The 22,526-nt window shown below is 50.5% G+C and carries 19 protein-coding genes and 1 pseudogene; 6 read left to right on the forward strand and 14 right to left on the reverse strand.

Annotated features, from left to right (window positions below):
• Positions 1–30: 30 nt before the first annotated feature.
• A complete protein-coding gene (locus J2125_RS00805) occupies positions 31–306 on the reverse strand; it encodes a YebO family protein (RefSeq protein WP_017799796.1) in 276 nt (91 codons plus the stop codon).
• Positions 307–530: 224 nt separating this feature from the next.
• Here J2125_RS00805 and J2125_RS00810 point away from each other — a divergent pair, with 224 nt between their 5' ends.
• Positions 531–767, forward strand: coding sequence for a YobH family protein (locus J2125_RS00810; protein ID WP_017799795.1), 237 nt, complete (start codon positions 531–533; stop codon positions 765–767).
• Between the two features lie 57 nt (positions 768–824).
• Here J2125_RS00810 and kdgR read toward each other — a convergent pair whose 3' ends face one another.
• A complete protein-coding gene (gene kdgR, locus J2125_RS00815; RefSeq protein ID WP_017799794.1) occupies positions 825–1,616 on the reverse strand; it encodes a DNA-binding transcriptional regulator KdgR in 792 nt (263 codons plus the stop codon).
• A gap of 197 nt (positions 1,617–1,813) precedes the next feature.
• Between kdgR and J2125_RS00820 the strand changes: the two genes are divergently transcribed.
• A complete protein-coding gene (locus J2125_RS00820) occupies positions 1,814–3,202 on the forward strand; it encodes an MFS transporter (RefSeq protein ID WP_017799793.1) in 1,389 nt (462 codons plus the stop codon).
• Between the two features lie 49 nt (positions 3,203–3,251).
• Here J2125_RS00820 and htpX read toward each other — a convergent pair whose 3' ends face one another.
• From htpX to J2125_RS00840, 4 genes are all read right to left on the reverse strand, one after another.
• Positions 3,252–4,133 carry a protease HtpX gene (gene htpX, locus J2125_RS00825; RefSeq protein ID WP_017799792.1) on the reverse strand — a complete coding sequence of 294 codons (882 nt, stop codon included), beginning with the start codon at positions 4,131–4,133 and terminating at the stop codon, positions 3,252–3,254.
• 223 nt (positions 4,134–4,356) lie between these two features.
• Positions 4,357–6,402, reverse strand: coding sequence for a carboxy terminal-processing peptidase (gene prc, locus J2125_RS00830; protein ID WP_017799791.1), 2,046 nt, complete (start codon positions 6,400–6,402; stop codon positions 4,357–4,359).
• A gap of 19 nt (positions 6,403–6,421) precedes the next feature.
• Complete coding sequence (gene proQ / locus J2125_RS00835) at positions 6,422–7,114, reverse strand: RNA chaperone ProQ (protein ID WP_017799790.1); 693 nt, start codon at positions 7,112–7,114, stop codon at positions 6,422–6,424.
• Between the two features lie 96 nt (positions 7,115–7,210).
• On the reverse strand, positions 7,211–7,711 hold the full coding sequence (locus J2125_RS00840; RefSeq protein WP_017799789.1) for a GAF domain-containing protein: 501 nt from the start codon (positions 7,709–7,711) through the stop codon (positions 7,211–7,213).
• 234 nt (positions 7,712–7,945) lie between these two features.
• Here J2125_RS00840 and yebS point away from each other — a divergent pair, with 234 nt between their 5' ends.
• The 3 genes from yebS (at position 7,946) to rsmF (ending at position 13,312) form a co-directional block, all read left to right on the forward strand.
• A complete protein-coding gene (gene yebS, locus J2125_RS00845) occupies positions 7,946–9,190 on the forward strand; it encodes a membrane integrity lipid transport subunit YebS (protein ID WP_026111524.1) in 1,245 nt (414 codons plus the stop codon).
• Positions 9,159–11,792 (forward strand): PqiB family protein, encoded by a 2,634-nt coding sequence (locus J2125_RS00850; protein WP_017799787.1) that lies wholly within the window; start codon positions 9,159–9,161, stop codon positions 11,790–11,792. The genes yebS and J2125_RS00850 overlap by 32 nt, the downstream gene beginning before the upstream one ends.
• A gap of 83 nt (positions 11,793–11,875) precedes the next feature.
• Positions 11,876–13,312, forward strand: a complete 1,437-nt coding sequence (gene rsmF / locus J2125_RS00855) for a 16S rRNA (cytosine(1407)-C(5))-methyltransferase RsmF (protein WP_026111523.1) — start codon at positions 11,876–11,878, stop codon at positions 13,310–13,312.
• Between the two features lie 2 nt (positions 13,313–13,314).
• Here the strand turns inward: rsmF and J2125_RS00860 are convergent, their stop codons facing one another.
• Together J2125_RS00860 and J2125_RS00865 are read right to left on the reverse strand one after the other, a co-directional pair.
• On the reverse strand, positions 13,315–13,962 hold the full coding sequence (locus tag J2125_RS00860; RefSeq protein ID WP_017799785.1) for a metallophosphoesterase: 648 nt from the start codon (positions 13,960–13,962) through the stop codon (positions 13,315–13,317).
• Between the two features lie 211 nt (positions 13,963–14,173).
• Complete coding sequence (locus tag J2125_RS00865; RefSeq protein WP_083865615.1) at positions 14,174–14,626, reverse strand: GNAT family N-acetyltransferase; 453 nt, start codon at positions 14,624–14,626, stop codon at positions 14,174–14,176.
• A 663-nt stretch (positions 14,627–15,289) separates the two neighbouring features.
• Between J2125_RS00865 and J2125_RS00870 the strand changes: the two genes are divergently transcribed.
• Entirely contained in the window at positions 15,290–16,312 is a 1,023-nt protein-coding gene (locus J2125_RS00870) for a glycosyltransferase family 9 protein (RefSeq protein ID WP_017799782.1), read from the forward strand.
• 73 nt (positions 16,313–16,385) lie between these two features.
• On the opposite strand, the gene J2125_RS00875 is transcribed toward J2125_RS00870, so the two are convergent.
• From J2125_RS00875 to J2125_RS00905, 6 genes and pseudogenes are all read right to left on the reverse strand, one after another.
• Complete coding sequence (locus J2125_RS00875) at positions 16,386–17,399, reverse strand: acyltransferase family protein (protein WP_017799781.1); 1,014 nt, start codon at positions 17,397–17,399, stop codon at positions 16,386–16,388.
• Positions 17,400–18,290: 891 nt separating this feature from the next.
• Positions 18,291–18,659, reverse strand: coding sequence for a hypothetical protein (locus J2125_RS00880; protein ID WP_017799779.1), 369 nt, complete (start codon positions 18,657–18,659; stop codon positions 18,291–18,293).
• Positions 18,656–19,732, reverse strand: a pseudogene (locus J2125_RS00885) (DUF8093 domain-containing protein). Before J2125_RS00885 ends, J2125_RS00880 begins: the two are co-directional and overlap by 4 nt.
• Positions 19,733–20,138: 406 nt before the next feature.
• Positions 20,139–21,023 (reverse strand): putative phage abortive infection protein, encoded by an 885-nt coding sequence (locus J2125_RS00895; RefSeq protein ID WP_209499428.1) that lies wholly within the window; start codon positions 21,021–21,023, stop codon positions 20,139–20,141.
• Between the two features lie 44 nt (positions 21,024–21,067).
• On the reverse strand, positions 21,068–21,655 hold the full coding sequence (locus J2125_RS24870) for a hypothetical protein (protein WP_017802821.1): 588 nt from the start codon (positions 21,653–21,655) through the stop codon (positions 21,068–21,070).
• A gap of 11 nt (positions 21,656–21,666) precedes the next feature.
• Entirely contained in the window at positions 21,667–22,509 is an 843-nt protein-coding gene (locus tag J2125_RS00905) for a phage repressor protein CI (RefSeq protein ID WP_017802822.1), read from the reverse strand.
• Positions 22,510–22,526 lie beyond the last annotated feature (17 nt).

Consider the following 22,526-nt stretch of genomic DNA (forward strand, 5'->3'; position numbering starts at 1 on the left):
GTGAATCTCCTTTATTGCCCGCTGCCAGGTTTAGCGCTCGGGGATCAGACGGGTAAAATCTTTGTCATCTTCATTTTCAGCCGCCGCCTTGCTCTTCTCGCCACCGCTGACCGCGTCGGTCAGACGACGCAGCATCGCATTTTGCTTTTTCTGTTCGTCCAGCAGCGCTTCAAGCAGACGAATCTGCTCACTGGCGCGCACGCTGGCGCGATTGACAAAAAACCATGCGATCAGGCCAACGATCACCAGCGCAGCAATAAATCCCATTGACGCTAAACCCATTGCGCCATTTGCCATCTCATTCATACATGCCTCAGTCTTGCGCTACTATCAGTGGTCGCAGCAAAGTGCGCGACGCAACCTGCCAATTTTACCTGCTCAGGCGTGAATTGATAGATAGCTCACACAAATTGATCCCTTAACAGCGCCCCTTTCGGCATCGTCTGATCGACGACAAGCTTGCTAATCGGCATTCTGCTATCCTCAGACACGACGTCACACCGGGGAAGTCGTCTTACAAGGAGACAAAAATGAAAATTGTGATACGTATTGTTGCCGTACTGGCGATTATCTGGCTTGGAATGTTACTGACTGGCTATGGCGTACTGACGGGCAGCAGCAAAAATGCTGCCGGACTGGGTTTACAGTGTCAGTATCTGACCGCACGCGGCGTGGTTTCGGCGCAGTATCTGCACACCGACAGTGGCATTGTTGGCGTAACGGATTGTCCGATTCTGAAGAAAAGCAGTGAAGTGGTCGATAACTAAGCGACACAAAAATCAGCGGGTGGCGGGCATAAAATCCCACCCCCCGTTTAAAGGGTATCAGAACGGATAGTCGTGGAACCCCATTTGCGATGACAGTTCACGCGCCGCACGGTGCAGCATAGCAACGTAGTCGCCTTTACTCTCTTCCGAGAAGCGAATGGTTGGAAACGAAATACTGAGTCCGGCAATCACTACGCCAAAACGGTCAAACACCGGTACGGCAATACAACGTAAGCCCTCTTCCTGCTCTTCATTGTCCTCACCAAAACCCTGCGCTTTAACCTTATCCAGCACTGGCAACAGCTCTTCGGCGCTGCCGACGGTACGCGATGTGCTGCGTGTAAACTCAACATGCTGCAGGATCTCCTGCACTTCCGTCGGCTCGCGCCACGCCAGCAGCACTTTGCCGATGGCAGTACTGTGCAGTGGATTGCGGCGGCCAATGCGCGAGTACATACGCAGGTTGTACATCGAATCGATCTTATGGATATAGACGATGCTCTCTTCTTCCAGCGCGCCAAGGTGAATGGTCTCTTTAGTCAGGCGCGACAGTTCGCGCATCTGAATATCCGCGCTGCGGATCAGATCAACGTTCTGCAGGGCCTTGGCGCCCAGCTCAAACAATTTCAACGTCAGCGCATATTTTTCTGACTCACCTTCCTGGGAAACGTAGCCCAGGGATTTCATGGTCTGCAGAAAACGGTAAACGGTACTTTTGGACATCATTACACGCTGCGACAATTCGGTAATGCCGTGCTCGCGATCTTCGCCCAGCGCCTGCAAAATACCAAACACTTTTAGCACCGAAGAGACAGAGTCGGGCTGTTTATCAAGATCTGCATTGGCCATAAATCACAACCTTTCTGAAATTGTTTTACAAAAAATGGAACACCATTTCCAGTATACGTGCGCCAGCACTATTATCGCAATCCGGCAGACCACTTTTTGCTGATACATTTGCACAGAATTAAGCGGCTAAATTCAGTGCATTAATGCGCAACAATCATTAGCATGGTCATATTCACACTTATGATTACTCGCCTGCTATGTCACCAACCGCTCAAACCGATGGCTTACCGCTTCCGCAACGCTACGGGGCAATCCTTGCTATTGCCTTAGGGATCACCGTGGCGGTACTGGATGGCGCAATTGCCAATGTCGCGCTGCCGACCATTGCCCGCGACCTGCATGCCAGTCCGGCGCAATCGATCTGGATTGTAAATGCCTACCAGCTGGCGATTATTATTTCGCTGCTGTCGCTCTCGTTTCTTGGCGATATCCTTGGCTATCGCCGGGTTTATCAGTGTGGTTTAGTGCTGTTCGGTTGCACTTCGCTGTTTTGCGCCCTTTCCGGTTCGCTGGAGATGCTGACCTTTGCCCGAGTATTGCAGGGCTTTGGCGGCGCGGCGCTGATGAGCGTTAACACTGCGCTGATACGGATTATCTATCCGCAACGCCATCTGGGACGCGGTATGGGGATCAACTCATTGATTGTCGCCGTCTCCACCGCGGCGGGTCCGACGGTGGCTGCCGCGGTGCTGTCGGTGGCTTCGTGGCAGTGGTTATTCTTTATTAACGTGCCGGTTGCCATTGCAGCGTTCTGCCTGGCACTGCGTTTCCTGCCAGATAACCAGCAGAAAGCCCAGGGACAACGTTTCGACATCCTCAGCGCGATAATGAACGCCCTGACCTTTGGCCTGCTGATATCGGCGCTGAGTGGCGCGGCGCAGGGTCAGCGCTGGGAAATTATTCTGGCGGAAGTGGCGGCGCTGCTGCTGGTGGGTTATCTGTTTATTCGCCGTCAGCTGCGGTTAACCTTTCCGTTATTGCCGGTCGATCTGCTGCGCATTCCGATTTTCTCGCTGTCGATCTGCACCTCGGTTTGCTCATTCTGCGCGCAGATGCTGGCGATGGTTTCGCTGCCGTTTTACTTACAAACCGTGCTGGGGCGTGATGAAGTGGCGACCGGACTGTTATTAACACCATGGCCGCTGGCGACCATGGTCATGGCGCCGATTGCCGGCAGGCTGATTGAACGCTATCACGCCGGGTTGTTAGGCGGTATCGGACTGGCGATGTTTGCCGCCGGACTGTTTGCGCTGGCGTTGCTGCCGTCGTCGCCGGGCGACGTCGATATTATCTGGCGCATGATGTTGTGCGGCGCCGGTTTTGGCCTGTTCCAGTCACCTAACAATCACACCATCATCTCCTCCGCGCCACGCAATCGCAGTGGTGGCGCCAGCGGTATGCTGGGGACTGCGCGCCTGCTGGGGCAAACCAGCGGCGCAGCGCTGGTGGCGCTGATGTTTAATCTGTTCGGCAGCCACGGTACTCATGCTGCGCTGATTATGGCTGGTTGCTTCTCCAGCGTGGCCGCGGTAGTCAGTATGACGCGTATGACCCAGCCCGGCGCCAATAAAAAAGGGAGCCGATAAAAAAGGGAGCCGAAAACGGCTCCCCTACAACAGTAATCGCCCCCGGCGATTACTTCAGATATTCACCGCTACGCAGTGCTTCAATACGTTTATCCAGCGGCGGATGCGACATAAACATCTCGCTGAACGATTTGTTTTTGCCATTGATGCAGAATGCCATCATGCTGCTGGCTTCCTGCGGCTCGTAGCTGGTCTTCAGACGCTGCAATGCGGCAATCATCTTCTCACGACCCACCAGCCGTGCAGCGCCAGCATCCGCGTGGAATTCGCGGTGACGCGAGAACCACATGGTGATGATGCTGGCAAGAATACCAAACACCAGCTCCAGCACCATCGACAGAGCAAAGTAAACCATCGGGTTACCGTTGCTCTCGCCTTCGCCATCACGGTTGCCTGACAGGAAACCTGAAGCCACCTGCGCGATAATACGCGAGATAAAGATAACGAAGGTGTTCACGACACCCTGAATCAGCGTCATGGTCACCATATCGCCGCTGGCGATATGGCTGACTTCATGCGCCAGCACCGCTTCGGCTTCATCGCGGCTCATGTTCTGCAACAGGCCGGTGGAAACCGCAACCAGCGAGGCGTCACGACGTGCGCCAGTGGCAAAGGCGTTAATGTCCGGTGCGTGGTAGATAGCAACCTGCGGCATCGCAATGCCCGCCTGCTGAGCCTGACGGCCCACAGTTTCCATCAGCCAGCGCTCCGTCTCATTGCGCGGCTGTTCAATCACTTCTCCACCCACCGAGCGCAGCGCCATCCATTTCGACATCAGCAGTGAAACAAACGCACCGCCGAAGCCAAACAGGCCTGCCATAATCATCAGGCCCTGAACACTGCTTGACTGGATCCCTGTCAGGCTGAGAATCAGCCCGAAAACCAACATTACGCCAAGGTTGGTTAGCAGGAAAAGAGCAATACGCATCATAGAATTTAATCTTCCTCAGTTAACATAAGTACCGGTATTCGGATATACATCGTATGGGTAACCAGCAGCATTTCAAGCGACCTTAACGTTTAAGTGCCTAAAAAGACATAACTTTACATTTTGTCGCATTTAGCGCGCGGCGGGATAAGCAAAGTGGATTCAGCCCGGCTGGCGGAGAGTACCGCCCCAAGAAAAAGGCACTGCCTGGGCAGTGCCTTTTTACTTACTTGCTGACGGCGCTATTGGCTGCCGGCTGCCCGCTTTCGAGCTTCGCCAAATCGTTGGCGACCTTCACCGTCTCATCGAGATAAGGATCCGGCTCTTTATAGTCTTTCGGCAGATCTTCGATCTTCGCCAGCGGCTTTTTACCTTCCAGTTTCAGACGCGCGTTGACCCGCTCAAGACGAAGCGCATCTTCTTCGTGGTTCTCTTTCTCGCGCTGAGCGAGATTGAGCGACACGTTGTTGCGCTTCTCTTTCATCGCGTTAAAACGCGCGATGTCTTTGATGATGTACTGGAACTCAGGATCGTTGTCGATACGCGCCTGATGCGCTTTCAGCAGCTGCGGTTCCAGCGGTTTGATATCGCCGGTCTTCACATAAGTGGCCGCATTGATGCTATCCCACGGCAGGGCGTTATCTTCAAACTTCTCGCCGGTTTCCACCGCTTCCACACCGGTTGGCATCAGCAAGTCCGGCGTTACACCTTTACGCTGCGTGCTGCCGCCGTTAATGCGATAGAACTTCTGGATGGTGTACTGCACGGAGCCGAGCGCTGGCCACTCCGGACGCAGCATCTGGTCGTAGATGCGGTTCAGCGAACGATACTGCTGAACGGTGCCTTTACCGAAGGTAGGCTCACCCACCACCAGCGCACGACCATAGTCCTGCATCGCCGCCGCAAAGATCTCGGAAGCTGAAGCACTGAAGCGATCGACCAGCACCACTAACGGACCTTTGTAGTAAACAATGCCGTCGTTGTCGCTGTCCTGACGCACTTTGCCGTTGTTATCACGCACCTGTACCACCGGGCCACTCGGAATAAACAGGCCGGAAAGCGATACCGCTTCAGTCAGCGCGCCGCCGCCGTTGGTACGCAGGTCAATAACAATGCTGTTAACATTCTGCTTCTGCAGTTTTTGCAGTTGCGCTTTCACATCATCGGTCAGGCCAACGTAGAAACCGGGAATGTCGAGCACGCCCACTTTCTCTTTGCCAACCTCTTTCACCGACATTTTCACCGCGCGATCTTCCAGACGGATCTTCTCACGCGTCAGGGTGATAATGCGGGTTTTCGTACCCTTGCCAGCCGGTAAGATCTCCAGGCGTACTTTGCTGCCTTTCGGACCTTTAATCTGCGCGACCACGTCGTCAAGACGCCAGCCAATCACATCCACCATAGGCTTATTGGGCTGGCCAACACCGACAATGCGGTCACCAACAGTAATCGATTTGCTTTTCGCCGCCGGGCCACCGGCCACCATCGAATTGATCACGGTATAGTCGTCATCCATCTGCAACACGGCACCGATACCTTCCAGAGACAGGCTCATTTCAGTATTAAACTGTTCGGTATTGCGCGGCGAGAGATAGTTGGTGTGTGGATCAATCTCATGGGCGAAAGCATTCATCGCCAGCTGGAAGACATCTTCACTGTTGCTCTGCGCCAGACGGCGAATCGCAAACTGATAGCGTTTGGTCAGGATCTCGCGGATCTCTTTCTCATCTTTGCCCGTGAGCTTCAGACTCAGCTCGTCATATTTGACTTTGGCATCCCATAACGCATTGAGCTCGGCAACGCTTTTCGGCCATGGCGCTTTGCCACGATCGAGATCGATAGTGTCGTTACCGCTAAAGTTCATTGGGCGGTTCAGTACCGTCAGAGCGTACTGATAGCGCTCAAACCGGCGCTTCTGCGCCAGATTGTATAAATCGTAAAACACCGGCAACTGGCCGGATTTAAATTCTTCACCAAGGATGGTTTTCTTATCGGCATATTGCGTCACATCTGAGGCCAGCAGCACGTTATGGCTGTAGTCCAGCATATTCAGATAGCGGTCAAAAATTTTGCCGGAAAAGTCTTTATCCAGATCGAACTGACGATAATGAGAACGGGTGAACCGTGACGTCACACGCTCACTGACGGTGGCGTGTTGCGGTTCCTGATGGAGCTGTGGAATCTGATCGGCGCGCGTAATGTTCTCGGCGGCGAATGCATGGCCTGCAAAAAGCAGGCCCGCAATAATAGTCGTTCTAAAAATGTTGTTCATGCCCTGGTTGGCCTCCGTTTCAGAACTGCAAATGTTCTGCGCGTACGATCATTGCCAGGCCGGAAACCAGTTGCACACGAACGCCATCTTTGGAAATTTCCAAAATAGTGGCGTCCATAGCACTTTGACCTGCTTTGACTTTAATGTTCTGGCCGACTTGCAGTGCTGAGGTATCGGTAACGGGTTGAGTGCGCGGTTGGCTTTCAGCTGCTGGTGCAGATGCTGCACGCTCCTGAGCAGGGCGTGGCGCCTTCGGGCGCGCCTTACGTGGCTGCTCCCCTTCTGCTGCGGGTTTACGTGGCGCAGGTTTACGCGGACGACGTGGTGCGGCCTCTTCACCGGCTTCACGTCTTTTCGCCTGCTGCGCCTCGCGCTGTGCCTGAACACGCGCTTTCGCTTCTTCAAGCTGTTTACGCGCATGCTCTACGTGCTGTTCATCAAGAACACCACAGGCATTACCATCCAAATCGACACGTGCTGCGCCAGCTTTGATACCGTAAAGGTAACGCCAGCTGGAGGTGTACAGGCGCAATGCTGAACGAAGCTGAGTTTTGCTCAGACCCATTTCGCCTTGCACGCGATCGACTAAATCCTGAAAGATACCGATTTTGAGCGGGCGTGCTTCGCCTTCGGCGCTAAAGCATTGTGGGAACCGCTCTGCCAAAAAGGCGATGACTTCTTTACTGCTATTCAACTTAGGTTGATTTTCCATGAAATTTCCTGATTACAACGGGTTTGCCAACCAGCGCAGGCATGAACAGGCGACATTATAATGAGCCAGTCGGCAATTGCTACGTGATCCAGCGCTTTAGGTGCGTTTCATGTGAATAAATTTTTCCACATCAGTGTCCGCAAGGACCTCGCACAGCCCGTCAGTAAGGGTTTTCAGGCCAATTTCGTCGATGCTATCGAAACGGTTATAAACCGTGCTGTCGATATCAAGCACGCCGATAACTTCGCCATTTACCACCAGCGGCAGCACAATTTCAGCATTACTGGCGGCATCGCAGGCGATATGCCCCGGAAATGCATGCACATCGTCAACACGCTGTACCTGATTATCCGCGACGGCCGTGCCACATACGCCCTTCCCGACAGGAATGCGCACGCAGGCGATTTTGCCCTGAAAAGGGCCCAGTACCAGCGTGTTCTCTTCCGTGAGCAAATAAAACCCTGCCCAGTTAACGCCATCAAGACGTTCATACAAAAGCGCGCTACAATTGCCCATGACAGCAAGAAAACTGCTTTCACCGGCAATTAAGGCGCGCAAATCACGGTTCAGGTCCGCATAAAACTCTTGTTTGTTCATTTATTAACCATTGTAAAAACTATTGAGCGACACCATTTTAGCGCATCACTCGTAAAATAAGCATTATTTGCCCAGGCCAACAAGATGAATCATGCTGTTAGTTCAGATAACCTTAGGATCTTGTGGACCTGTTTGCAGAACAATTTATTATTGCCACGCCATAAAACGGGCCGTGATTGATAACCTTTTCTGCTTATTATTTGCATTACATGGGCAACGCATCATCATAATAATATGAAAATACTCGCCATCAGCCATGCTCTGCCCCAAGAACGTTATCAGCGTTGTCCGCAATGCGATACCCTTTTTTCCTTACCAGATGTGAAATCCTCTCAGACGGCACACTGTCCGCGCTGTAATGCAAAAATTCTTAACGGTCGTGACTGGTCAATGACCCGCTTAACGGCGATGGCCATCACGATGATCCTGCTGATGCCGTTTGCCTTTGGCCAGTCGCTGGTGGATATCCGTCTGCTGGGCACCAATATCAGCGCCAGTCTGGCCGGTGGCATCCTGCAAATGGCGGAACAGGGCAATGTCATCAGCGCGTCGATGGTGGCGTTCTGCACCATTGGCGCGCCGGTGACGCTGGTTGTCTCAATTATTTATCTGTTTTTTGGTCAGCGCCTTGGCATGAATCTGCGTCCGGTGCTGCTGATGCTGGATCGCCTGAAAGAGTGGGTGATGCTGGATATCTATCTGGTGGGGATCGCAGTCGCCTGCATTAAGGTGCAGGATTATGCCGATTTGCAACTGGGCGCAGGACTGGTGGCCTATCTGGCGTTAACCCTGCTCAGTCTGGTGACGCTGATTCACCTGAATGTCGAGCAGCTGTGGCAACGCTTCTATCCACAACCGCAGGCGCTGGTCGCCGATCCCGCTTTACAGGTCTGCCTTAACTGCCATCATACCGGTTCCGCCGATGAACGCGGCCGCTGTCCGCGCTGCCATACGCCGCTGCGTTTACGTCGCCGCCACAGCCTGCAGAAATCCTGGGCGGCGCTGATTGCCTCGATTGTGCTGCTGCTGCCCGCCAATCTGCTGCCGATATCGATTATTTATCTCAATGGTTCACGTCAGGAAGACACAATCTTTTCCGGTATTCTTTCGCTGGCTGCCGGCAATATTCCGGTGGCGGCGGTGGTATTTATCGCCAGTATTCTGGTGCCTTTTACCAAAGTGATTGTGCTGCTGACCTTGCTGCTCAGCATTCATTTTAAGTGTCAGCAAGGTCTGAAGACCCGCATCCGCTTATTACGTGTCGTCACCTGGGTCGGGCGCTGGTCAATGCTCGATCTGTTTGTGATTGCGTTAACCATGTCACTGGTTAATCGCGATCAACTGTTAGCTTTTACTATGGGACCGGCAGCCTTCTATTTTGGCTCGGCGGTTGTTCTTACTATCCTTGCCGTTGAGTGGCTGGATAGCCGTTTACTTTGGGATGCTCATGCAACAGGAAACGCCGATTATACCGACTAAAGCCCAGGTCAGGACTAAGCGCCGCATATCGCCCTTCTGGCTTCTGCCATTAATCGCGCTGCTTATTGCCTGCTGGCTGCTCTGGACTAACTATCAGGAGCGTGGTACCACCATCACCATTGATTTCGTTTCGGCGGACGGCATTGTGCCGGGCAGAACGCCGATTCGCTATCAGGGAGTCGAGGTGGGTCTGGTGCAGGGCATCAGTATGACTGACGATCTGCGCACCATTAAGATCAAGGCCAGCATCAAAAGCGATATGAAAGATGCGCTGCGCCAGGATACGCAGTTCTGGCTGGTCACGCCAAAAGCGTCACTGGCTGGCGTCTCCGGCCTGGATGCGCTGGTCGGCGGTAACTATATCGGCATGATGCCAGGTAAAGGCGAACCGCGTGAGAACTTCGCCGCGCTGGATACCCAGCCAAAATACCGCGTTAATACCGGCGAGATGCTGATCCATCTGCAAACCCCGGATCTCGGCGCGCTGAATACCGGTTCGCTGGTCTATTACCGCAAAATTCCGGTGGGTCGCGTTTATGACTACAGTATTAACCCGAATAACCAGGGTGTGACGGTCGATGTGCTGATTGAGCGCCGCTTTACCAATCTGGTGAAAAAACAGAGCCGTTTCTGGAACGTCTCCGGAATGAAAGCCGATGTGGGTCTTAGCGGCGCCAAAGTGCAGCTGGAAAGCCTGGCAGCGCTGGTCAATGGCGCCATCGCTTTTGACTCTCCCGGCGGCTCCGAACAGGCGGCGTCCGAAGATAACTACACGCTCTACCCCGACCTGGCGCACAGCCAGCGCGGTGTGGTGATTGCGCTGGATTTACCGAATGGCAAAAACCTGAAGCAAGGCACCACGCCGCTGATGTATCAGGGGCTGGAAGTCGGCACCCTGACCGCCATGACCCTGCAACCGGGTGGTAAAGTCAGCGGTGAGCTGACAGTCGATCCTTCCGTCGTCGGCCTGATGCGTCAGGGCACGCGGATTGAAATGCGCAGTCCGAAGGTCAGCCTGACCGACACCAGCCTCAGCAGCCTGCTGACTGGCAACACGCTGGAGCTGATTCCGGGTGAGGGGGAGCCGCAGGACCACTTCCAGGTGCTGGAAAGCAATCAGTCGCTGTTACAGCAGCCGGATGTACTGACGGTAAAACTAAGCGCGCCGGAGAGCTACGGTATTGATGGCGGCCAGCCTGTGGTGCTGCATGGCATGAAAATTGGCCAGGTTATCGGCCGCAAGCTGGACACTAAAGGGGTTAACTTTGAAGTGGCTATCGCACCGGAATATCGGCAGCTGGTGCATGGCGACAGCAAATTTATTATCAACAGCCGCCTGAATGTGAAGCTCGGTATCGACGGCATGCAGGTGCTGGGCGCCAGCGCCCGCGAATGGGTGGATGGCGGCATTCGACTGGAGCCGGGCAACAAAGGCGCAGTGAAAACCAGCTATCCGTTGTACGCCGATAGCGAAAAAGCCGAGGAAGGCATTACCAGCGATCGACCACCGACGACCATCATGCTGACCGCCAACAGCCTGCCGGATATTCAGGCCGGTTCAGTGGTGCTGTACCGCAAATTCCAGGTCGGCGAGATTGTCGATGTGATCCCCAAAGCCAATGAATTTGATGTTGCGGTGCATATCAAGCCGGAATACCGCAAGCTGCTCAGCGAAAATAGCGTGTTCTGGGCGGAAGGCGGCGCGCGGGTGCAGCTGAATGGCAGCGGACTGACGGTACAGGCATCGCCGCTAAATCGGGCCTTAAAAGGGGCAATCAGCTTTGATAACCTGAGTGGCGCCAGCGCCGGTATCAGCCGCGATCAGAAGCGCGTGCTCTACGCCTCCGAAACCGCCGCGCGTGCGGTCGGCAGCCAGATTGCACTGCATACTTTTGACGCCAGCAAACTGTCAGCAGGGATGCCAATTCGTTATCTCGGCATTAATGTCGGCCAGGTTGAATCCCTGGCGCTAAGCGCCGATAAAAACCAGGTGATTGCTAAAGCAGTGCTGTATCCGGAATATGTTAACGATTTTGCCCGCGCAGACAGCCGTTTCTCGGTGGTATCACCGGAAATCTCCGCCACCGGCGTCAATCATCTGGAAAGCCTGTTGCAGCCGTATATCAATGTTGACCCGGGTCAAGGCCGCGCCGGACGCCGCTTCGAGTTGCAGGAATCTACCATTACCGATTCGCGCTACCTTGATGGCCTGAGCGTGGTGGTCGATACCCCGGAAGGAGGATCGCTGACCGTCGGCACACCGGTGCTGTTCCGCGGTATTGAAGTCGGCACCGTGACCGGCACCTCGCTGGGCAGTATGGCGGACCGCGTGCAGGTCACGCTGCGTATCAGCAAAAAATATCAGCATCTGGTGCGTAATAACTCGGTGTTCTGGCTGGCTTCCGGCTACAACCTCGAGTTTGGCCTGATTGGTGGCGTGGTGAAAACCGGCACTTTCCAGCAGTTTATCCGCGGTGGTATTCAGTTTGCCACCCCGCCGACGGTGCCGCTGGCGCCACAGGCGACCTCCAACAAGCACTTCCTGCTGCTGGATGAAGAGCCGAAAGAGTGGCGTACATGGGGAACCGCGATCCCACGCTAACCCTGCTTGCGGGCGGCGCGCGTCGCCCGCAGCTTTTTCGTGTGCTAAACTCCCGCCTTCACTTTTTGTAACGGAACCCTTCAGTGGCTCACTCTTCCCGCGTCTATTTTCCTGAATCCTTTCTCTCTGTCATGCGCGATATCCTGCCAGACAGCGCTGCCTTCGATGCCTTTATTGCTATCAGCCAGCAGCCGCTGCGCCGCAGCCTGCGGGTTAATACGCTTAAGATCAGCGTGGCGGATTTTCTCCGGCAAGTGGCGCCCTATAACTGGGCGCTGACGCCGATTCCGTGGTGTGAAGAGGGATTCTGGATCACGCGTGACGATGCCGATACGCTGCCGCTCGGCAGCACCGCCGAGCATCTCAGCGGCCTGTTTTATATCCAGGAAGCCAGTTCGATGCTGCCGGTCAGCGCACTGTTCGACGCCGTACCGCAACCGCAACGGGTCATGGATGTCGCCGCCGCGCCCGGTTCCAAGACTACCCAGATGGCTGCGCGCATGGGCAATCAGGGCGCGATTCTGGCTAACGAATATTCCGCCAGCCGCGTCAAAGTGCTGCATGCTAATCTCAGCCGCTGCGGCGTCAGCAATACCGCGATGACCCACTTCGATGGCCGGGTCTTTGGCCCGGCGTTACCGGAGTGTTTCGATGCGATTCTGCTTGATGCCCCCTGTTCCGGCGAAGGGGTGATCCGTAAAGACGCCGATGCGCTACGTAACTGGTCACCCGAGAGCACACAACAGATTGCCGCCACCCAGTGCGACCTGATTGACAGCGCCTTCCATGCCCTGAAGCCAGGCGGCACGTTGATTTACTCCACCTGCACGCTAAACCGGACGGAGAATCAGCAGGTAGTGGCATGGTTGCTGGATCGCTATCCTGACGCCGTTGAAGTCCTGCCGCTTAACGGTTTGTTTGAGGGTGCCGATCAGGCGCTGACCGCGGAAGGTTATCTGCACGTCTTTCCACAACTGTTCGACAGTGAAGGATTCTTTGTTGCCCGTCTGCGCAAGACCGGTTCGGTGCCGGCAATGGCCAGACCTGGCTACAAAGTGGGTAAACTGCCCTTCTCGCCACTCAGCCGTAAGCTAAGTGAAGAAGTGATAGCGGCAGCCAATAAATCCGGACTGCACTGGGACAGCTCGCTGGCGCTGTGGCAACGCGATAAAGAATTGTGGCTGTTCCCGACCGAAATTGAGCCGCTGCTGGGCCGCGTGCGTTTCTCGCGCATCGGGCTGAAGCTGGCGGAAACTTTCCCAAAAGGCTATCGCTGGCAGCATGAAGCTACCGTCGCGCTGGCGCGTGCAACCCCGGCTAACAGTGTCGGGCTGACCGAGGATGAAGCCGAAGAGTGGTATCGCGGTCGCGATATCTATCCTGAAGCTGAATTACCGCGCGATGAAGTGATTGTCACCTGGCAGCAGCAACCGATTGGGCTGGCAAAGAAAGTCAGTAACCGGCTGAAGAACAACTACCCGCGCGATCTGGTACGTGATGGCAAACTGTTTAAGGCCTAGGGCTATTGCAACTGGAGTAAAGTCAGACGATTACCAAACACCGCGCCGGTATCAATAAAGTGCTGATTCCAGGCGTGAAGCGGATTTTTCAGCGGCGTATGACCAAAGTAAAAATCGTCGGCGCCGTTGATCGCCGCCCCTCTGCCGCGCTGCAACTGAGTAATGCGCTCACGGGACCAGACCACCTTATCGAAATCAACCTGCTGCCCCCAGGCGTAATGCGCTGCGGGGTAGTCAGCATGGGCCACCACCGCAATGCGCTCTTCCAGCGTCAGATGCAGGATTAGCGGTAAATCGCGACACTGGCTCAGGGCATGACGCGCACTCACCAGCGCAGCGCCACTCAGCCGGTAGAACCAGTCACCACCGTTCATTTCCCATAAGTCGCGTTCACCAGCAGTAATCGCCGCCAGCGCCATCGCCTCATGATTCCCCAGCACACAACGAAACCATGGCTCATTTAATAAAGCCAGGCATGCCAGGCTGTCCGGACCGCGATCGATAATATCGCCGACAGAAATCAGCAAATCCTGCGCGGTGTCGAAGTGGCAAGCGATCAATTGTTGATCTAACAGCGCCCGGCAGCCGTGCAGATCACCAACTATATAAATATGTCGCCACTCTTCACCATTAAGATATTGATACATCATGACAACAACCCATACAGCAATATCTGCGATATTGATGCTCTGTTTAAGTGAATACGCTTAAAGTATAGCAACCGCAGGTATACAGCAGAAGGTTTCTGTAATAATGGATGATCGTAAACAGTTTATTCTGACATTAGTCCTCATATTTACCGGTAGCCTGTTGTTGCTCGAAGTATTAGCCCGCCTGGTACATTTCATTATTGTTGGCTAATTATTTAGTCAGCATTCGACTCATATTATAGCCGGTTACCTGGAACTGACAGGCTTCATACAGCGCCTTCGCGCGGCTGTTATCCGCCGCTACACGTAAACGGATTTCCGCTACCCCCTGCTGTCGCAGCAACACCTCAAGATCACGCAACGCCTGCCTGCCATACCCTGCTCCACGGAAAGCGGCAAGCACCAGAAAATCCAGAATATACGCACTCTGCTCATCACGCTGAAACCACAAATAACCGACTACCTGCTGCTGTGCTTCGATACACAGCAATACCTGCTGTGCAGTTTCCAGTCCCTGCGCCAGATAATTATCGAGGGTTTGCTGCGCGCGCTGGCGAGCTGACAGCTCGCTGTAGCCTGAATTGGCGCAAAGATCCGCGGCATATTCATCGATGAAAAGTTGTTGCCAGACCGCATAATCCGCTGGCTGCATCTCCCTTAACATTACGCTATCTCCTGATTACTGATTGAATAATCAGCATAATAATCCTCCAGTGTGTTAATGGACAGGTAATAATTTGAAATGACACCCTATGGCGACAGTGAATGATGCCTGCCATACTCATTATCAGAATAATTTAACAAACAGAGATAAGCGGGAAGAGTCTATTCAGACCTGTAAATAACTATTGTTTATACCTAAAGCATTGATCAGACCCGATTCCAGCCCATTTTTTGTCGTTATCCTCAGGCCAGTGAGACCCGCATCATCTTTTTTTGCGGTTTTTTTACGAAAACCCTTAAGTTCGGCGCTTTTCAGCCGTTATCCATAGAAAGGCCGCAGTTAGCTCAGCGTTGGCCCGCTGCGCTGCGGATGAAAATATCGACTAAAAATTAGGGAGAATGTAATGCTTACAAAACGAGCCGCATGGAGTCTGGTGTTTATCTGTTGCGCCATCTTCTGGCTGCTGGTGGCCGTCGCATGGATTATGTATATGTGATTTAAATCACAAAATGATAATCAACAAAATCACAATCTCCCCCTCCCGCCATGTCTCGCGCCGCTCATCCAGCGGCCCTGTTTCGTTAAGTTTTAGCAAAATAGTGCGTTAATTGCCGCCGTAATATGTTAGAAATACGGGCATCTGTTTTCGAGACCTTAAGTCCAATGAAAATCCTGCTTATCCGCCGCGACAATATCGGTGATCTGATCCTCACCACTCCGCTTATCGCCACGCTGGCCAAAGCGCTGGACTGTAAAATTGATCTGCTGGTTAACACATATAACCAGCCAGTTCTCGAACACAACCCGCATGTGGGTAAAGTGCATACTTACAGCAAGTTACACCATCGCAAGCCGGGTCAGTCGGCTGCCAGCGTGATTTTTCGGCGTTTTAAGACGATGTTTGATCTTCGATCTAAGGCGTATGACCTGGTCATTATTGCGGGTGGACCGCGGGATAAGCGATCGCTGCAATGGGCCAAATTCTCCGGGGCCAGACGTATCCTTGCTATCGGCGAGAATGGCCTGCCAGCAATCACCGAGCTGATTCCGCCCCCTCACGAACCAACCCACATCGTTGAACGGCTGAACCGGTTTGCACAGGCGATGAATATTGATCAGCTGCCTGGACCGCTTGAACTCTATGTTTCCGATCAGGAACTGGCCGCAGCCAGACAGAAAGTAGCGCCGCCGGCTGGCGTGCCGTTGTACGGTTTACAAATCAGCGCGCGTAAGCCGTTGCAGCGCTGGCAGGCAGATAAATTTATTGAGCTGGCGCATCGTCTGGCAAGTCAGCATAAGTGTCACTTTCTGCTGTTCTGGTCGCCTGGCAGCGCTGATAATCAGCAGCATCCCGGCGATGACGAAAAAGCACAGTATATAATCGAGCACTGCAAAGATCTGGCGATGACACCGGTAATAACCAGCACCTTGCGTGAATTAATGGCGTCAGTGTCGTTATGTGATCAGATGGTGACCAGCGATGGCGGAGCATTGCATATCGCCGTTGGCGTCGGGAAACCGGTGGTGGCATTATTTGGTAACAGTGACGCCTGGTTCTGGGGTCCATGGCAGGTGCCAAATCGTGTGATTGCCGCAGAATCGAAGGATGTCGGTGATATCACCGTCGATACGGTGGAACAGCAATTCCTGCAACTGCGCGATAGCGTGGTTGCTGCTGCACAATAAAAACTGGCTTACTCCCGGCGCTACTGACACCGGGAGCATTTTCAGTACCAGCCAGACTGGAACGGTTATCGGCTCAGATATAAGATTTTTTCTTGATACTTAGCCGCGGTCTGCTGAACAGGAAATCGGCTCTCCAGCGTTTCAGCACATAAACAGCAATAACCGGTACAATAATTCCAGCCAGAGTGCCGAACAGTACATGGGCAGTCCAGCTGTTAGTATGCAACACTTTATTCAGCACAATCCTCATGCCACTCCCTGCCAGAATATGCATTAAATAAATATACATGCTGAGCTCACCGAGGATACGGAAGAGTTTTAAATCCATTTTTGACAGCATTGATGCCAGCATCACAATAAAACCTATCGATATAACTGCCAGCAGTACGCTTAACATGCCGGTATGAGTATAGGTATATCCCAGCCCCCAGTGAAAAAGATACTGAGATAATATAAACAGTATCGCAACCCCGCCAAAAACCACTTCATTCGCGTTGGCGGTAATTTTCCCTGATACTTTATAAAAAAGAATGCCAAGCATAAAGAAGAACAAATAATTAGTGATAAAATCCAGATGGAAATTATTGGTCAATTCTTCCTGCCAGACATTCATCACCAGCGACAATATCAGCAGATAAGGCAGGTATTGGTTAAAATATTTTCGATGCCAGAGTACAGCCGCAACCGCAAAAATCATAAACAGCGCATAGAGGAACCAGAACTGGGCGCGGGGATAGATCAGAAATGCCAGCACCTCACCAAGGCTGGTTTTACTGTTGGTGTAGTTTGACAGTACAACTTCAATCCCTCCCTGAATTAATGACCAGACCACATAGGGATAGACGATGGTATCTGCTTTACTGACAATAAACTCTTTTTTACCCTTTCTCTCAATAGATTGCAGAAAAAACAATCCAGCCAGAAAAAAGAACAATGGCATATGAAAACTATAAATAATGCTATCAACTAACGTGTAAGCGCCTTCGGAAAGATAAACCCCGGAACTGTATAACCCTCGATTAACATGACCAAACACCACCAGAGCAATACCGATGCCCTTTGCATAGTCCACCCAGAGATCTCTCATATGTCACCTGTAAGATTTGATTGGAATTGTTTTTAAAAGAAAAAGTAATAATTTCGCTCCATGAAATAAATAAATTATAAATTTTATTTTTTGAAACTAGCACAACAACCCCGGACTAAAAAGCGATATAAATCACTTCATTTAGCCCTGGGCAAGACCATTATTTAAGACAGAAAAGAGTGAATGAAAAAAAAGTGAAGAAAATAAAACTCAAAATCTCTTTGCTGAATCTTATTGATATAGATTCAAAAAGCAATCGATACTCAGGCGGTATGGCATTGTGAAAAATTGAGAAAAGTAGTGTAAAGCTTCTGTAAGTTGCGCTAATAGCAGGATTGTATGGTTCGCAAACTAACTAAAATTGATGCTAATTTTCAGATAATCGCCATAGACGCGGGTTGGGTCTGATTGTGACTGGCACTAAAATTGGGAGGTAAGGATGAAATGATGGTGACTGGTTTGTTAGCTGGCGTCTGAATTGGCTTCACTGCCACAGTATGGCATGACGGAGAAGAGCGGGTTCCGTGCGCTTTTTTAAGGGATTAGGTTTACGACGGGCGGCTCAAAGATCATACTCAGCAACTGTCTTTTCTACCTGCTGATTGCCCTGATACTTTTGCTTTAATCGCTTCTGTTGCTGCCGGGCAGCACTACAGTATTTATCGATCTCAGCTTCTATTTCCTTTTGCCGGCGGAGTGAAAGTGAGCTATCCCATTCGCCACTAAGGTGCTGACAAGTTCAGCATTTTCCTGGAAGGCTTTGATATCGGGTTGTATTACCTTTGCCTGCGACCAGCTGCAACTAAGGGTTAACATTAGCACTATCAATGTGGGGATGGTTTTGTGCATTTTATCTATTATCAGATAATTCATTGGGATCTATAGATGATTTCAATCGAACTCTTTGAGTTCCCACTCGGTACTATCGTAAATGCTTAAACACATAATCATGTCATTACTTTCAGCTTCCAGTGAATCATAATCAACAGGTTGCTTTACGGCGGCCAAAACGCACGATTTTACGTCGTGAAGTGATTGGCTAAATTCTCTCAGTTCATCCCATGTAAAACCAAAACCGTATTTTTCTGATGCAACCCGATCTTCAAAATCAGGCATCGACATATCATAAGGCGCTATCCCGCACCCTTCGAATTCGTATAACCGCCAATCCCAACTATTAGATGGAATCCTGTTCAGCAATTCAGATAACGTCACTTTTACACCATTACTTTCGAACATATATCCACTTTCTTTTTTCATTTTGGCATTTCCAATTTTTTTGCTGGCCCATGTTGTAACGCGCCCCCGATCGGGTTGGCAATATAATCATGCTGATGAGGGTTCGGATGATTTCCAGGCCTGCCATGATCGGTAAAATCAATATCTCGCCTGGGCACAAGACTGTTCTGCGAATCATACCCCCACTCTCTGGCCTGAGTGTAGTCGCCACGACGCCCGGACTTTGTTCCTAACTGCGTGTGGGGAATATCTGTATCAGGTTGAGGATTACCAAATTTATCGCGTGGAAGTGACCTTGCAGGCCTGTATTTTCCAAACCCTGCCGCACCTTTGGTACCGAAAATGATGGCAGAAGCGGTGAAAATTGTCCCAGACGTCTGCTCATTTAGCACCTGATCAAACCCTTGTGCAGCTTCACCACCCAACTTACGTGCAGTGTCCGCAAACATTTCCGGGTTCTGGTTATAAATACCACCAGCAGCCAGCAGTCGCCCCGCCATTTTACTGTTTATCATGTCGTAGGTTTGCGGTTTCTTCACTTCCTGAGCAAACGTGTCTGACGCTTTCACCTGACTGAAACCGAATAGGATTACCTCTGTTGCCCGAGGTTTAGCGCCACGCTGCCGGTAATCACGGCAGGCCACAGATTTTCGGTATTCGCGGAGAATAGTTTCCCATCCGCTAAACCTGAAGGCGAATATATCCCGGCAAATCAGTTCGCCTTTATCATCAATGTAAAACAGCTGACCTGGCAAATTTTTGCGATCAAGCATAACCACATTGCCACACTCTACCAGGTATCTGAGATTACGTTCTGTGTCGTTTTCCGTTCCCCAGCGTCTGTCAGGCTGCTATCTCGGCTGATAACTAAGTTTCGGCCTTAACCCCTGAACGTAATAATGATCACGATAGTGATCATCAAATTCATACTCTTCGCTAATATGACGCCAGGTGTCGGAAGGCCGGGCTATAAGCTCAAAGCGTTCAGGTTCAAGGTTATCGCGTGAAAGGTAAAACAGGTCAAAACCTGGCAGGCTGAAACTCATTACTGTTCCCTCAGTAAAGTTCTCTGGAATGAAGTTTACATTAAGCATGGGCAATGAGTAATCCTGTTTCTTAAACAGTATTATCGTTAAAAATCTTTCACTTAGCTCACTTACCAATAATACAAATATAATCAGACCGCGAATGGAATAACGAGGATTTATTTCAGTGAACAGAAGCCGGAATGCTTAAACCAAAGATTGAAATTTCGAGCAATTTAAGAAGCTGCAAACGAGTCTGCGAATTTCTAGAACAAAAAAAGACCGAATACGTTTTCCGGTCTTTAAAATCAGTTAGTTAAACTAATGCATGGCGACAAAATGGCTACAACTCTTGATGAGAGCTACCTGCAAGACCTTTTTTTCGCAAACTTTTGGGGAAATAAACATGATGGTTTTTCCCAAATGCACCACCAGGAACCTTCCTTAAACTAAGTGCCTTTCTGTTTTTTTCAATTTATTCATCTGAAACAATAAAATAGCTAAAAAATGAGTAATCCACCTCGAATAAATCAGACACAGTTGCTTTATACTTGTCTTCTAATCTTTTGATAGGTAAATGCTCCAACATTTGATACCTACTTAAAAGATCACGGAATTCCCCAGAATCGCATACACCATGATAACAATTAAGCAAAAGGATAATTAATTCATTAGATGAGAGCTGGGCTCTTAATGTATGACAATACTGTTTTTTTTCCACTTCTGATACATAATTTTCTGGCAGACCATCTACTATCTTCATTATTCTATAGAAGTTTCTAAAGTAATGGCCAAACCATTCATTTTTGTTATTGTTTATTTTTTTATATCTTTCAATAAGAGTTTCCTGATCCGGACAATCACTAGCCAATAGCTTAATTAACCCCCTAAAACAGTCTCGACCAAAAAACTCATGCTCTCCGATGGAAACCTTTTCCCTCCCTGTCATCAACTCATATTCAGAACCTAGGAGATTTAAGTCAATCTTTAAATTGTTTACAATCTCATGATGAAGACTGACACCATTATAAAATGTACTTTCCACGCTTTGTATCTTCAATACTCTTTTTGTCTCAGCATATTCTTTTCTGGTCAGCAACAATTCATCCCGTTGCATGAGGATATTTTTTATGAGGCATATAAAAGTCAGGAATGTAAGTAATGGATTAGCAACACCACCAATAAAATCCCCAAACGGGCCTAAATTGGCACCCCACCCAAAATAAAGGCTAATTAAATTTACAACGAATAATAGCCATAATATAACAGCTATTACAATGGCATATTTGACTAAAACTGCCCCACTATCATCATTTAATATGCCGTCAATAAAAGAAAATGGTTTTTTATCATTTTTCATAAAAGTCTTCTTTTAAGAATCGGAGTAAATTCTTCCAATTTAAATTAAATAACTTCCATCTCAGCCGCCCAATGATATGCGTCCATCGCCTCACCGGTATCGCGCAGGATCACATCCCCTTCAACACGGTCAATTCTGAAAGTTTTGAACTTACTTGAAAGGTGACAATACCCCTCAATGTAATGACCATCGAATTTCTTAACGTCAACATCGCGAAAACTGCTTTCACCGCTGCCGTTTACATAGTAGAAGGCGACTTTTGTTAAACCGCTGGCATCTTTACCTTTAGCAAAATTTTCAGTGCGATAGGTGTCTCGTTCATCTTTATTCTGCGTTAAATCAAAATCCTTTAGAGCTGCAGCATGCTCGCGCAGGATCTCGTCGTTGCTGTTCTTTGGCGCTTTATAAGCACGATTTGAATACAGTACGACAGCAACCCCAACCAGCATCATAACGATTGCGACAAGAATCTTATCTTCTTCTGTTGCTCCCATCCCGCCAGCCGTAAGAAAATACCAACCTGCGAAAATGGATTTGCCGACCTTCTTACCAGAACTTTGTTGCTTTAAACAAATACTGCGTACAGCCCATGCGCCCAGAATCAAACCCAACAGCGCTAAAATGGTTCCCATGCCCAATCCTTTTAAAAATTATAATCCATCGTTAAAACTACCTTCCCGGCAGTATTTACCTCATCAGCACCACAAGTGAAGTTAGAAGCTTTACTCGTCACGCTAATTTTTCGCCCCGGTAAAAGCGCAATATCATAAACATCGTATTTATTATCGATGCCAAGAAGCCAGCGACCATTACTGATTTCAGTCACACCTGTATCTACAATCCACGAACATGTGTTACTGAAGACAAAAACCGGCTCAATAAGCGTATGGGGGATATAGCTTAAATCGGTGACCCAATTGCCAGCATCATGCAAAACACCTGCTGTCAGATTTTTGCGTGGAATTGCCCCTGCCTTACTTGCTTCCGAACTGTCACTTTGCTGCGCCCCTTTCCCTGTTGCCAGCCACTGAAGAGGAACACCGGTATCGAGCGCACACGTCACCACCACATCACCTGGAAAGTAATTTCTACGTACCCATGTACTGACGGTGCCGGATGAAATCCCCAGCAGCTCACAGAGTTGTTTTTGCAGGGTGAATCCGTAGGCGTCCATGATGCGGCGCAATACTGGCTTGCCACCGTTTGAAATGATCTCGTTATAGAGGACTTCACCTTTATGGGAGTCAGGCATACCTTCAAAACTTGCTTTTGCAAGTTCACCAGTTACCAGCCACTGTAAATCAGCACCGGTATCTAATGCGCATTTGATGATGGCATTGCCTGGAACACTGTCGCGCTGCGTCCAACCACTGATGTTATTTGCTGGGATATCCAGAGCCGCAGCCAAGTCTTTCTGCGTATTCACGCCATACGATGACATCAATCTTTCGAGAATCTGGACGCTTCCGCCCTTATCTTCAATCATAAAAACACCATTAGGTG

Source organism: Winslowiella toletana (genome assembly GCF_017875465.1).
Classification (GTDB): domain Bacteria; phylum Pseudomonadota; class Gammaproteobacteria; order Enterobacterales; family Enterobacteriaceae; genus Erwinia; species Erwinia toletana.

Excerpts from the sequence above, each read along its gene's own strand:
- J2125_RS24870 (WP_017802821.1), bottom strand. The coding sequence starts at position 21,655 with ATGGGAACCATTTTAGCGCTGTTGGGTTTGATTCTGGGCGCATGGGCT.
- kdgR (WP_017799794.1), bottom strand. The coding sequence starts at position 1,616 with ATGGCCAATGCAGATCTTGATAAACAGCCCGACTCTGTCTCTTCGGTG.
- J2125_RS00880 (WP_017799779.1), bottom strand. The coding sequence starts at position 18,659 with ATGAAAAAAGAAAGTGGATATATGTTCGAAAGTAATGGTGTAAAAGTG.
- J2125_RS00895 (WP_209499428.1), bottom strand. The coding sequence starts at position 21,023 with ATGAAAAATGATAAAAAACCATTTTCTTTTATTGACGGCATATTAAAT.
- J2125_RS00870 (WP_017799782.1), top strand. The coding sequence starts at position 15,290 with ATGAAAATCCTGCTTATCCGCCGCGACAATATCGGTGATCTGATCCTC.
- yebS (WP_026111524.1), top strand. The coding sequence starts at position 7,946 with ATGAAAATACTCGCCATCAGCCATGCTCTGCCCCAAGAACGTTATCAG.
- J2125_RS00865 (WP_083865615.1), bottom strand. The coding sequence starts at position 14,626 with ATGTTAAGGGAGATGCAGCCAGCGGATTATGCGGTCTGGCAACAACTT.
- J2125_RS00820 (WP_017799793.1), top strand. The coding sequence starts at position 1,814 with ATGTCACCAACCGCTCAAACCGATGGCTTACCGCTTCCGCAACGCTAC.
- J2125_RS00810 (WP_017799795.1), top strand. The coding sequence starts at position 531 with ATGAAAATTGTGATACGTATTGTTGCCGTACTGGCGATTATCTGGCTT.
- J2125_RS00875 (WP_017799781.1), bottom strand. The coding sequence starts at position 17,399 with ATGAGAGATCTCTGGGTGGACTATGCAAAGGGCATCGGTATTGCTCTG.
- J2125_RS00850 (WP_017799787.1), top strand. The coding sequence starts at position 9,159 with ATGCAACAGGAAACGCCGATTATACCGACTAAAGCCCAGGTCAGGACT.
- htpX (WP_017799792.1), bottom strand. The coding sequence starts at position 4,133 with ATGATGCGTATTGCTCTTTTCCTGCTAACCAACCTTGGCGTAATGTTG.
- J2125_RS00905 (WP_017802822.1), bottom strand. The coding sequence starts at position 22,509 with ATGATTGAAGATAAGGGCGGAAGCGTCCAGATTCTCGAAAGATTGATG.
- J2125_RS00860 (WP_017799785.1), bottom strand. The coding sequence starts at position 13,962 with ATGATGTATCAATATCTTAATGGTGAAGAGTGGCGACATATTTATATA.
- J2125_RS00805 (WP_017799796.1), bottom strand. The coding sequence starts at position 306 with ATGAATGAGATGGCAAATGGCGCAATGGGTTTAGCGTCAATGGGATTT.
- prc (WP_017799791.1), bottom strand. The coding sequence starts at position 6,402 with ATGAACAACATTTTTAGAACGACTATTATTGCGGGCCTGCTTTTTGCA.
- J2125_RS00840 (WP_017799789.1), bottom strand. The coding sequence starts at position 7,711 with ATGAACAAACAAGAGTTTTATGCGGACCTGAACCGTGATTTGCGCGCC.
- proQ (WP_017799790.1), bottom strand. The coding sequence starts at position 7,114 with ATGGAAAATCAACCTAAGTTGAATAGCAGTAAAGAAGTCATCGCCTTT.